Consider the following 12659-nt stretch of genomic DNA (forward strand, 5'->3'; position numbering starts at 1 on the left):
GCCCATTCAGGGCCTCACTCGTACACACAGGGAGCAACCGGAATGGGTTCGGTTCGCGTAGCCATCGTCGGCGTGGGCAACTGCGCGGCGTCGCTGGTGCAGGGCGTCGAGTACTACAAGGACGCCGACCCGGCGACCAAGGTCCCGGGCCTGATGCATGTGCAGTTCGGGGACTACCACGTCGGTGACGTCGAGTTCGTCGCCGCCTTCGACGTCGACGCGAAGAAGGTCGGCCTCGACCTCTCGGACGCCATCGGTGCCAGCGAGAACAACACCATCAAGATCTGCGACGTCCCGAACAAGGGCGTCACGGTCCAGCGCGGTCACACCCTCGACGGTCTCGGCAAGTACTACCGCGAGACCATCGAGGAGTCCGCGGAGACCCCGGTCGACGTGGTGAAGATCCTCAAGGACAAGCAGGTCGACGTCCTCGTCTGCTACCTGCCCGTCGGTTCGGAGAACGCGGCGAAGTTCTACGCCCAGGCCGCCATCGACGCCAAGGTCGCCTTCGTCAACGCCCTCCCGGTCTTCATCGCCGGCACCAAGGAGTGGGCGGACAAGTTCACCGAGGCGGGCGTCCCGATCGTCGGCGACGACATCAAGTCCCAGGTCGGCGCCACCATCACGCACCGCGTGATGGCGAAGCTGTTCGAGGACCGCGGTGTCCGTCTCGAGCGCACCATGCAGCTCAACGTCGGCGGCAACATGGACTTCAAGAACATGCTGGAGCGCGACCGTCTCGAGTCCAAGAAGATCTCGAAGACGCAGGCCGTCACCTCGCAGATCCCCGACCGCGACCTGGGCGAGAAGAACGTCCACATCGGTCCGTCGGACTACGTGGCCTGGCTGGACGACCGCAAGTGGGCGTACGTCCGCCTCGAGGGTCGCGCCTTCGGTGACGTCCCGCTGAACCTGGAGTACAAGCTCGAGGTCTGGGACTCCCCGAACTCCGCGGGTGTCATCATCGACGCCCTGCGCGCCGCGAAGATCGCCAAGGACCGCGGCATCGGCGGCCCGATCCTGTCGGCGTCGAGCTACTTCATGAAGTCCCCGCCGGTGCAGTACTTCGACGACGAGGCCTACGCCAACGTCGAGAAGTTCATCCGCGGCGAGGTCGAGCGCTAACCCGACCCCGTACGGAAAATTCGCTCCTGCCAGGGCTGAGAAGGGTCCCCGGGTCCATGACCCGGGGACCCTCCCCGTATGTGAGGCTGTGCCCATGGCCGCCCGTGATCTGCGTGTTCTGCTGAGCCTGAGGAACTTCCGGCGACTGCTCGCCGTACGGCTGCTCTCCCAGTGCGCGGACGGCGTCTATCAGGTGGCGCTCGCCACGTACGTCGTGTTCTCGCCGGAGAAGCAGACCTCGGCCACCGCGGTCGCCTCGGCCATGGCGGTCCTGCTGCTGCCCTACTCGCTGGTCGGCCCCTTCGCGGGCGTCCTGCTGGACCGTTGGCGCCGCCGACAAGTGCTCCTGCACGGCAACCTCTTGCGTGCCCTGCTGGCGTCGATGACAGCCGTTCTGATGGTCAGCCAGGTTCCCGACCAGCTTTTCTACGCCTCGGCGCTCTGCGTGACCGCGGTCAACCGTTTCGTCCTGGCCGGACTGTCGGCTGCTCTGCCGCGTGTCGTCGACGGCGAACGCCTGGTGATGGCCAACTCGGTTTCGCCTACGGCCGGAACGCTGGCGGCGGTCGCGGGCGGCGGTCTCGCCTTCGTCGTCCGGCTGGCGGTCGCGGACACCGACGCGGCCGTGGTGCTGCTGGCGTGCGCGCTGTACCTGTGCGCCGCGCTGGTCGCCCTGTCGATGGCCGTGGATCTGCTCGGTCCCGACGAAGGTCCCGGCAGGCTGCGGCTGACGGCCGCTCTGCGGGGCACCGTTCGCGGCCTTTCGGCCGGCGTGCGTCACCTCGCCGAACCCCGGCGCGCGGAGGCCGCCGGGGCCCTCGCCGCGATCTCGCTGATGCGGTTCTGCTACGGCGCCCTGACCGTCATGCTGCTGATGCTGTGCCGGTACGCCTGGTCGTCCGACCCAAACGACGGGCTGGCCCTTCTGGGGCTGGCGGTGGGGATCTCCGGCGCCGGCTTCTTCGTCGCCGCGGTGGTGACCCCGTGGGTGACGGAGAGACTCGGTCCCCTCGGCTGGATCACCGCCTGCGCGGCGGTCGCCGCCGTACTGGAACTCGTCCTGATGCTTCCGTTCGCCCAGCTCCCCACGTTCGTCGCCGCGTTCGTGCTGGGGCTGGTCACCCAGGGCGCGAAAATCTCCACCGACACCGTCGTCCAGGCCCGCGTGGAGGACGGCTTCCGCGGCCGGATCTTCGCTCTCTACGACGTCCTGTTCAACGTCGCCTTCGTCGGCGCTGCGGCTGTCGCCGCCCTGATGCTGCCCGCTGACGGACGCTCACCCGCACTCGTGGTCACGGTCGCCGTTATCTACGGAGCGGTTGCTGGCACTATGGCCCGCTTTGCGCGCGGGCGAGTGTCACATCAATGACACAGACGCCCTCTCGGTTACAAGGTTGTCAGTGGGGCCCGGTAACTTACGTGCGTCTTACTTCGCGAGTGATTTCGCGCCACGTCCAGATTTCTAGGGGGACCCCCAAGTGTCGACTCCGCCGCCCCAGGGCCAGAACCCGTTCGCGCAGCCGGGCCAGCAGCCCTACGGCCAGCCCCAGGGTCAGGCTCCGTACCCGCCGCAGGGCGGCTACCCCCAGCAGCCCGGTCAGCCCGGCTACCCCACCGCCCCTTATGGCGCGGTCCCGCCGGAGCAGCCCCGCCGCAAGGTCAGCTTCAAGCTGGTCATGAAGGTGGTCGTTGTCATCGCGGTCATCGGTGCGGCCATTGGCGGCTACATATCAAGCCAGGACGACGCCAAGACGGCGGCTGTCGGCGACTGCATGCACCGTGGCAACAGCGACAACAACAACCCGGACCTCGAGGTCGTCAAGTGCGACTCGTCGCAGGCGCAGTACATCGTGCTGGCCAAGGTCAAGGGCACGTACTCGCGCATCTCGGCTGACACCAAGTGCCAGGCAGAGGCCAAGGACTTCCAGTACTCGTACACCGAGAGCGGCAAGCGCGACAACTTCCTGTTGTGCTTGAAGGACTACTCGAAGTAAGGCAGCTGTATCGAGACGATGTTTCACGTGAAACATCCGCACTGGCACCTCAAGGGCGTCGCACAGGACTCACGTGCGACGCTCTTGTATGGCCGGCGGTAGCGCAGAGTCTGCGACTCTCGCCTCACACCGACCTCTGAGCTTCCTCAACTCGCTTGTCCCTCAAGCCACTCGGGCGACAAGATCGATGTGTGCGGATCTGACCAGTCCGCCAGGCATGCCAGAGGGAAGCCTCTGAACGGCCCTGTCTTTCACATCGCATCAAGGGGGAACAACCATGAAACTGCGCACCCTCAGAGCGCTCGGAGCAACGGCCGCAACCGTGGCGGTGCTCGCGGGAACCGCTACCCAGGTGGCGGCCGCAGAGCCTGTCACCGCGAATGCATTCGCCAGCCCGACCGCGTACGCCGACTACCTGGAGCATTCAAAAGAAGAAGGCTCCCGCGCTACCCTTGCTGCGTTTCAGGCTCTCTCGCCGGACAAGCAGAGCCAATTCCTGCACTACCTCCAGGACCCTTCTCTGTACAAGGACTTCCTCACCGCGAGCACCGACGAGCCGAGCAACGTCACTGCTCTCACCACGAACATCAATCGGACCGTCCCACTCCGAAACGGCGACATCACCTTCGAGTCCGAGAGCGTCGTCAGTGCACCCTCGGCCGCCGCAGGTGGTGCGTTGCCCGTAGGTAACCACGAGGTGAAGCGCAGGAACACGATCAGAGTTTTGGGCATCCCTGCCCTGTCGCTCAGCATCTGGGTCCAGTTTCACAGCAACGGGAGTGACATCACCGAGGTGATCGACGCCGACGGCGCCTCACAGAGGGTGGGCCTCGTGATCGTCTCCAAGGAGAAGGCGAAGAAGTCTCGCGGTACTCAGCAGTTCTGCCGACGGGGCGCAAGCTGCGTGGGCGGCCACACAGCGATCGCCTCGATAATCTGGAACGTCTCGAGCACCACCTTCGCGTTTGACAAGAAGCAGACGCTCACGGTCAGCCGCAACGGCACCGGGACCGCCTCTCTGAAGAACGTGTAAGCCCGACGGGTCACGCCTACGCGCGGCTCGACGCACAGCGGCGACAGGTTGAAAGGGCGGGCATGTTTCACGTGAAACATGCCCGCCCTTTCAACCGTCAGCCCTGCTCGGCCCACCACTCCTTGAGGGCCGCCACCGCTGCGTCATACTCCATCGGGCCGTTCTCCAGCCGCAGTTCCAACAGGTGCTTGTAGGCCTTGCCGATGGCGGGGCCGGGGCCGACGCCCAGGATCTCCATGATCTGGTTGCCGTCCAGGTCGGGACGGATCGCGTCCAGCTCCTCCCGCTCCTTCAGCTGGGAGATGCGCTCCTCCAGGCCGTCGTAAGCGCGGGAGAGGGTGGCCGCCTTGCGCTTGTTGCGCGTCGTGCAGTCCGAGCGCGTCAGCTTGTGGAGCCGTTCGAGCAGCGGCCCCGCGTCCCGTACATAGCGGCGCACAGCGGAGTCCGTCCACTCGCCCGTGCCGTACCCGTGGAAGCGCAGGTGGAGTTCGACCAGGCGGGAGACGTCCTTCACCAGCTCGTTGGAGTACTTCAGCGCCGTCATCCGCTTCTTCGTCATCTTGGCGCCCACCACTTCGTGGTGGTGGAACGAGACGCGGCCGTCCTTCTCGAAGCGGCGGGTGCGGGGCTTGCCGATGTCGTGCAGCAGAGCGGCGAGCCGCAGGACGAGGTCGGGCCCTTCTTCTTCCAGCGCGATGGCCTGCTCGAGAACGATCAGGGTGTGCTCGTAGACGTCCTTGTGCCGGTGGTGCTCGTCGCTCTCCAACCGCAGCGCGGGCAGCTCGGGCAGCACCCGCTCGGCGATGCCGGTGTCGACCAGCAGCGAGAGTCCCTTGCGCGGGTGCGCGGAGAGGATCAGCTTGTTCAGCTCGTCCCTGACCCGCTCGGCCGAGACGATCTCGATGCGGTCGGACATCTCCTTCATGGCCGTGACGACGTCCGCGGCGACCTCGAAGTCGAGCTGGGCGGCGAAGCGGGCGGCGCGCATCATGCGCAGCGGGTCGTCCGAGAAGGACTCCTCCGGGGTGCCCGGGGTACGCAGCACACGTGCCGCCAGGTCACCGAGGCCCCCGTGCGGGTCGATGAACTCCTTCTCCGGCAGGGCCACCGCCATGGCGTTCACCGTGAAGTCGCGCCGCACGAGATCCTGCTCGATGCTGTCTCCGTAGGAGACCTCGGGCTTGCGCGAGGTGCGGTCGTACGCCTCCGAGCGGTAGGTGGTGACCTCGATCTGGAAGGACCGGTCGACGTCCCCGACCCGGGCCTCCTTCTGGACACCGACCGTACCGAAGGCGATCCCGACCTCCCACACGGAGTCCCCCCACGGCCGGACGATCTTCAGGACGTCCTCGGGCCGGGCGTCCGTCGTGAAGTCCAGGTCATTGCCGAGCCGGCCGAGCAGCGCGTCCCGGACCGAGCCGCCGACCAGGGCGAGGGAGAACCCGGCCTCCTGGAAGCGGCGGGCGAGGTCGTCGGCGACAGGGGCGACCCGCAGCAATTCACTCACCGCGCGGTGCTGCACCTGGCTGAGGGCACTGAGATTGTCTTCGTTGGCGTTCGGCACAACAAAAGAGGGTACGTGGCCGCGCGAACCGGAGCCGCCCCTATGAGCGACGCCGGGCGGCCCTGTCGGCAGGGCCGCAGGGCAGGTTTTCGACCGTTTGAGAACCGCTGCTCCTTATACCCGCACATAGCAGATGAATCGACCGCCGCTCGCGATCTCGTGGAGCAGTCCGCGGCACTTCCCCTCAGCGCGCATCGTTACGATGCGTGGACGCACATTCCGACGACCACTGACGACGACGAGGGACGGGCGAGCGCGTGGCCGAGGCGGCAGACTTTCCGGGGATGACTCCCTCACCTGCCCGCCGGTGGCTGCGGCGCACCGGCGCACTGCTCGCCGGCGCGCCCCTGCTGGCCGGTCTCCTCCAGCTGCCCGCCGTCACCGCGCAGGCCGCCGGACAGACCGGTGTCAGAGAGGCCTCCGACACGGGCACGGTCGCCGTCGCCGTCGACTCGCTCAGCCCCAGCGCCCCGGCCGACGGGGACACCCTGACCGTCTCGGGCACGGTCACCAACAACGGCAAGCAGGCCGTCACGGCCGCCCACGTGGACCTGCAGGTGGGCCAGGCGCTCGCCACCCGCTCGGCGATCGACAGGGCGGCCAAGCGGGCGGACTCCCTCTCCTCCGACGACGGCGTCACGGTCGGCGGCAAGTACGTCGCCAAGTTCGCCAAGCTCACGCCCGGCGTGGCCCAGCCCTTCAGCATCTCCGTCCCGGTCGACAAACTCGACCTCGGCAAGGACGGGGTCTACCCGCTGGGGGTCTCCCTCTCCGGCGAGACGTCCACGCAGCCGTGGGACCGGGTCCTTGGCGTACAGCGCACCTTCCTCCCGTGGCAGGACGGCGAGGCGGACACGCGCACGCCCACGACCGTGCTGTGGCCGCTGATGTCCACCGTCCACATGACGGCGGAGACCGGCTCGAACGCACAGCAGACCCCCGTCTTCCTCAACGAGGACCTGGCCAAGGAGATCGCCCCCGGCGGCCGCCTGGCCCAGCTGCTGGCCCTGGGCAAGCAGCTCGACGTCACGTGGGTGATCGACCCCGACCTGCTGGCGTCCGTCGACGCCATGACCGGCAGCTATCGCATCCGGGGCGCAGGCGACACCACGACGGCCGGCACGCAGCAGGCGGTCGCCAAGCAGTGGCTCGACGAGCTGCAGAGCGCGGTCACGGGCAAGGAAGTCGTCGCGCTGCCTTTCGCCGACCCCGACCTGGCCTCGCTCGCGCACAACGGCACCGGCGTCGCCGGCTCCCTGAGCCAGCTCAAGGAAGCCACGGACGTCGCCGCCACCACGGTGGAGACCGTGCTCCACGTGACCCCGAGCACCGACTTCGCCTGGCCGGTGGAAGGCGCCGTCGACCCGTCGATCGTCAAGGTCGCCACCTCCGCCGGCGCCGACAAGGTCATCGCCCGCGGCGACAGCCTCGCCGAGACCGGCGACCTCTCCTACACCCCGTCCGCCGCCCGCCCCATCGGCGGCGGCACCACCGCCGTGGTCGCCGACTCGTGGCTGTCCACGATCTTCGAGGGCGATCTCACGACAGCATCGGCGTCCACGCTCGCCGTGCAGGAGTTCCTCGCACAGAGTCTGGAGCTGAACCTCCAGACGGACAAGCAGCGCAGCATCGTCGTCGCCCCCCAGCGCATGCCGACCGCCGACCAGGCCCGCGCACTCGCTGAGGCCGTCACCCGGCTCCAGGGCGGCACCTGGTCGCAGCCCCAGCAGCTCACGGCGGCCGCCAAGGCCAAGCCCGACCCGGCCGCCAGCACGAAGGTGCCGTCCCGGGCCGCGTACCCGGCGTCGCTGCGCAAGCGGGAGCTGCCCCGGTCGGCGTTCGAGGAGATCGCGGACACCCAGGACAAGCTGGACAACTTCAAGGTGATCCTCGCCAACGAGGCAAGGGTCGTGACCCCCTTCGGGCGGGCGCTGAACCGGGAGATGTCCACCTCCTGGCGGGGCCGCAGCGCCGCGGCGAGCGCGTTCCGGGAGGGCGTGCGCGCGTATCTCGACACACTGACCGGACAGGTCAAGCTGATCGACAAGTCGGAGACCAAGCTCTCCGGGCGCAGCGCCACGATCCCGGTGACCGTGCAGAACAACCTGGTGCAGGGAGTGGACCACCTGGTCCTGAGGCTCACCTCCACCAACCCGACCCGCCTGGAGATCTCCGGCGAGCCGTACGCGGAGCAGCGGATCACGGTCTCCGGCGGCCATACGACGACGGTGAAGTTCAGCACGTCCGCCAAGGTCAACGGCCAGACGACGGTGATCGCCCAGCTGTACACCGAGGACGGACAGGAGTACGGGGCGCCGGTCACCTTCGACGTGAAGGTCACCGAGATCACCGCCACGGTGATGCTGGTCATCGGCGGCGGCGTCCTGCTCCTGGTGCTGGCCGGCTTCCGCATGTACACCCAGCGCAAGCGCGCCGCCGCCCGCGAGTCCGCGGAAGCCGACGAGGACGGTCCCGACGAGGGCGAAGGGCCCGCGGACGACCCGCAGGATTCCGCGGCCCCCCAGGACCGTCACACTGAAGAGTCCGGCGCGCAGGCCGGGGCAGACGACGATGAGCAGCCGAGTGACGAGAGCCCGGACACCCAAGCGGAAAGCGCAGACCCGTCCGGCACGGGTGAGAGAGTGGACCGTTGAGGATGTCGTGGCCGGTGGGCCCGGGACGATGAGGTGGGGTAGCCATGAACGCGCCGTACGACGGTGACCGCGGCCGGGCCGCGGGCGGCCCGGGGCGCCCCGAGGGCCCGCCGCCCGAGCAGGGCCAGGTGCCGCCGCAGCACCCCGCGGACATGTACCTCCAGGACGCCTACGACCAGGACCCCTACCGGGCCCAGGACCTCACCGCGCAGGACCCGGTCGCCGAGGCGCTCTACGACCGCGCGGCGCACCCTCCGCCGCCCCCGGGCTCCCAGGAGCCGCCGCAGCCCCTCTACGGCCGCCCCCCGCAGTCCCCGTACGCGCCCGACCCTCATGTGTGGGCCCAGACCCCCGCGCCCGAACCGGAGGGCCCCACGCAGTACCTCCCGTACGGCGACGACCCGCGCACCACCCAGTTCGTGGGCGTGGACGACCTGGTCACGCATTCCGGCGAGCAGCAGCACCAGCCGGACGCCTTCGCCCACCTGTTCCGGGACCAGCAGCAGAGCGGTTACCAGCAGGCCGGCTACCAGCAGGGCGACTCCCGCCCGCCGGCCGACGGCCCGGCCGTGCCCGGTCCGGCCCAGCCGCCGGGCGAGCAGGGCGCACCGCAGCAGTACCAGGCTCCGGTGGCCGCCACGCCCGCGATCGACCAGACCATGAACCTCACCGCGACACCCGACGCGCCCGCACCGGCCGCAGCCGCCGCTCCCGCCCCCAAGAAGGGCGGTCGCGCGTCCGGACTGCTGAAGTCCAGCGCCGTCATGGCGGCGGGCACGATGGTCTCCCGCCTCACCGGCTTCGTCCGCTCCGCGCTGATCGTCTCCGCGCTGGGCGTCGGCCTGCTCGGCGACACCTTCCAGGTGGCCTACCAGCTACCGACGATGATCTACATCCTGACCGTCGGCGGCGGACTCAACTCCGTCTTCGTGCCGCAGCTCGTGCGCGCCATGAAGGAGGACGAGGACGGCGGCGAGGCGTACGCCAACCGACTGCTCACCCTGGTCATGGTGGCGCTGGGCCTGCTCACGGTCGCCGCGATCGCCGCGGCCCCCGTCCTGATCCGCCTCCTGTCCGACTCGGTGGCCAGCAATCCGGCGGCCAACGACGTCGGCGTCACCTTCGTCCGCTACTTCCTGCCCTCGATCTTCTTCATGGGCGTCCACGTGGTGATGGGTCAGATCCTCAACGCCCGCGGCAAGTTCGGCGCCATGATGTGGACGCCCGTCCTGAACAACATCGTCATCATCGTGACGCTGGGCATGTTCATCTGGGTCTACGGCACCTCCGCCGACTCCGGCATGAAGGTCACGACCATCCCGCCGGAGGGCGAGCGCCTCCTCGGGATCGGAATCCTGCTGGGCCTGGTCGTCCAGGCCCTCGCCATGATCCCGTACCTGCGCGAGACCGGGTTCCGGCTGCGGCTGCGCTTCGACTGGAAGGGTCACGGCCTCGGCAAGGCCGCGACACTCGCCAAGTGGACCGTCCTGTTCGTCCTGGCCAACCAGGCCGGCGCGCTCGTCGTGACCCAGCTGTCCACGTCGGCCGGCGAGGAGTCGCCGGTCGACGGCACGGGCTTCGCCGCCTACGCCAACGCCCAGCTGATCTGGGGCCTGCCGCAGGCCATCATCACCGTCTCCCTGATGGCCGCACTGCTGCCGCGCATCTCCCGTTCCGCCGCCGAGGGCGACGGCGGCGCGGTCCGCGACGACATCTCCCAGGGCCTGCGCACCACGGCCGTCGCGATCGTGCCGATCGCCTTCGGCTTCCTCGCCCTCGGCATCCCGATGTGCACGCTGATCTTCGGTTCCTCGGGCACCAGCGAGGCCACGAACATGGGCTTCATGCTGATGGCCTTCGGCCTCGGCCTGATCCCCTACTCCGTGCAGTACGTCGTCCTGCGCGCCTTCTACGCCTACGAAGACACCCGCACCCCCTTCTACAACACGGTCATCGTGGCCGCCGTCAACGCGGGCGCCTCGGCGGTCTGCTACTTCGTCCTGCCCGCCCGCTGGGCCGTGGTCGGCATGGCGGCCTCCTACGGCCTGGCCTACGGGATCGGCGTCGGCGTCGCCTGGAACCGGCTGCGCAAGCGGCTCGACGGCGACCTCGACGGCTCCCACGTCCTGCGGACCTACGCCCGCCTGTGCATCGCCTCCCTGCCCGCCGCCCTGATCAGCGGCGCGGCCTGCTACGGCATCGGACACAGCCTGGGCCAGGGCGCCCTGGGCTCCTTCGCCGCACTGCTGGCCGGCGGCGCGCTCCTGCTCGGCGTCTTCTTCCTCGCCGCCCGCAGAATGCGCATCGAGGAACTCAACTCGCTGGTCGGCATGGTCCGCGGCCGCCTGGGGCGCTGACGACCACGGACGGACCGGGTCCGGGAAAGGAGCGCCGCCTGTTGAACGAAGGTGAGCGAGGGGCAGTCGCACAACCATCGTTCGCCGCCGCGTGTCGTGCATAGCGGCGGACTGTGGGCACAATTGGGTTCGGCGTCGGACGGCGCGCACGAGGTCGCACGGCGCGCTCTGAATGGGGAGGCAGGAACGACGGTGGCGGAACGGAGCACAGCTGCCGTCGACGTGGCAGACAACAGCGGTGACGAACCGCTGACCGCACAAGCGGACCAGTCCACGGCCGACGGGGTGGTCAAGAACCGGGAGCAGGACACGGACACCGACGAGGCACAGGGGAGTGGCGGGACGGAACGTCCCGGGAAGGCCTCACCGCCGGAACTGCACAGCGGCCACAAGCTCGCCAGACGCTACCGACTCGAAGAGTGCGTCACCCGTCTGGACGGTTTCAGCAGTTGGCGAGCCGTCGACGAGAAACTCCGCCGTGCCGTGGGCGTCCACGTCCTGCCCGCGGACCACGCAAGGGCCCGTTCGGTGCTGGCCGCGGCGCGCTCCTCGGCGCTCCTCGGTGATCCCCGATTCGTCCAGGTGCTGGACGCCGTCGAGGAGAACGACCTCGTCTACGTCGTCCACGAGTGGCTGCCCGACGCCACCGAGCTGACCGCGCTGCTCGCGGCCGGCCCGCTGGAGCCGCACGACGCCTACCAGATGGTCAGCCAGATCGCCTCCGCGATGGCCGCGGCCCACCGGGAGGGCCTGGCGCATCTGCGGCTCAGCCCCAACGCCGTGCTGCGGACCTCGTCGGGACAGTGGCGCATCCGCGGCCTCGCCGTGAACGCCGCCCTGCGCGGCATCACCACCGACACCCCCCAGCGCACCGACACCGAGGCGATCGGCGCACTGCTGTACGCGGCGCTCACCCAGCGCTGGCCGTACGAGAACGACGCCTACGGCCTGTCGGGGCTGCCCAAGGACGTCGGGCTGATCGCGCCCGACCAGGTACGGGCCGGCGTCCACCGGGGCCTGTCCGAGCTGTCCATGCGCGCGCTCGTCAACGACGGCGCGACCGCCTCCCGCCACGAGGCCCCCTGCACCACGCCGGAGGAACTGGTCAAGGCGATCGGCGAGATGCCCCGCATCCGACCGCCGGAGCCCGCGTTCACCGCGCCTCCGGAGTACCAGCGCACGACGTACCAGCAGGGCACCTACGGCCGGCCGGCTCCGCATCCGGGCGCCACGCAGGCCGTGCCGACACCTCCGCCTCCCTTGCAGAGCCGCACCGGCAGGGCCCTGAAATGGGCGGTCTCCGCCCTCCTCATCGCCGCGCTCGGCCTCGGCAGCTGGCAGCTCGCCGACGCCCTCGTGGACCGCACCCGCTCCGACGACACCAACCAGACCCGGACGACGGACGAGGGCGACAAGAACAGCGCCGCGCCCAAGCCCGTCAAGCAGCTGAAGATCCTCGACGCTGCCGAGTACGTGGTGAGCGGTGACTCCCAGCACCCCGGTGACGTCGGCGAGACCTACGACAACGACAGCGCGACCTACTGGCGGACGTCGAGCTTCAGGGCCGGTCCGCCCCTCGCGCCCTACAAGCCCGGCGTGGGCATCGTCTACGACCTCGGCTCGGCGCACGAGGTCTCGAAAGCCGCCATAGGGCTCTACTACGGCGGCAACCACACGACCGTGCACCTGTACGCCGCGGACTCCCTGAATCCGTCGCCGAGCGCCCTGAAGTCGATGCAGAAGATCGGCACACTCACCACGACCGGAACCAGCGCCACCGTGAAGGCGTCCAAGGCGGTCAAGACCCGCTATGTGCTCGTCTGGCTGACGGCCCTGCCGTACGCTGCCGGCGATCAGTACAGCGGCGACGGTTACAAGCAGGGCATCACCGACGTGAAATTCACGGGGTGACGCCGCACCGAAGGGGGAGGG

General features: G+C 69.1%; 8 protein-coding genes. 7 read left to right on the top strand and 1 reads right to left on the bottom strand.

The genetic code is table 11. The annotated features are described in order from the left end of the window. The first annotated feature begins 42 nt into the window (after positions 1-42). From OG802_RS17840 to OG802_RS17855, 4 genes are all read left to right on the top strand, one after another. Positions 43-1125 carry an inositol-3-phosphate synthase gene (locus tag OG802_RS17840; protein ID WP_329411706.1) on the top strand — a complete coding sequence of 361 codons (1083 nt, stop codon included), beginning with the start codon at positions 43-45 and terminating at the stop codon, positions 1123-1125. A gap of 94 nt (positions 1126-1219) precedes the next feature. After that, positions 1220-2494: an MFS transporter gene (locus OG802_RS17845; protein ID WP_329411708.1), complete on the top strand. Its 1275-nt coding sequence runs from the start codon at positions 1220-1222 to the stop codon at positions 2492-2494. A gap of 109 nt (positions 2495-2603) precedes the next feature. Beyond that, positions 2604-3119 (top strand): LppU/SCO3897 family protein, encoded by a 516-nt coding sequence (locus OG802_RS17850; RefSeq protein ID WP_329411710.1) that lies wholly within the window; start codon positions 2604-2606, stop codon positions 3117-3119. A gap of 277 nt (positions 3120-3396) precedes the next feature. Then, the gene (locus OG802_RS17855; protein WP_329411711.1) at positions 3397-4152 is read left to right on the top strand and encodes a hypothetical protein; all 756 of its coding nucleotides are present in this window, start codon (positions 3397-3399) and stop codon (positions 4150-4152) included. Positions 4153-4249: 97 nt separating this feature from the next. On the opposite strand, the gene OG802_RS17860 is transcribed toward OG802_RS17855, so the two are convergent. Then, positions 4250-5716 carry a CCA tRNA nucleotidyltransferase gene (locus tag OG802_RS17860; RefSeq protein WP_329411712.1) on the bottom strand — a complete coding sequence of 489 codons (1467 nt, stop codon included), beginning with the start codon at positions 5714-5716 and terminating at the stop codon, positions 4250-4252. A gap of 257 nt (positions 5717-5973) precedes the next feature. On the opposite strand from OG802_RS17860, the gene OG802_RS17865 reads away from it, so the two are divergent. The 3 genes from OG802_RS17865 (at position 5974) to OG802_RS17875 (ending at position 12638) form a co-directional block, all read left to right on the top strand. Further along, on the top strand, positions 5974-8370 hold the full coding sequence (locus OG802_RS17865) for a DUF6049 family protein (RefSeq protein WP_329411714.1): 2397 nt from the start codon (positions 5974-5976) through the stop codon (positions 8368-8370). 44 nt (positions 8371-8414) lie between these two features. Next, positions 8415-10727, top strand: coding sequence for a murein biosynthesis integral membrane protein MurJ (gene murJ, locus OG802_RS17870; protein WP_329411715.1), 2313 nt, complete (start codon positions 8415-8417; stop codon positions 10725-10727). A 192-nt stretch (positions 10728-10919) separates the two neighbouring features. Then, the gene (locus tag OG802_RS17875; protein ID WP_329411717.1) at positions 10920-12638 is read left to right on the top strand and encodes a protein kinase family protein; all 1719 of its coding nucleotides are present in this window, start codon (positions 10920-10922) and stop codon (positions 12636-12638) included. Positions 12639-12659 lie beyond the last annotated feature (21 nt).

It is taken from the genome of Streptomyces sp. NBC_00704, assembly GCF_036226605.1.
GTDB lineage: Bacteria > Actinomycetota > Actinomycetes > Streptomycetales > Streptomycetaceae > Streptomyces.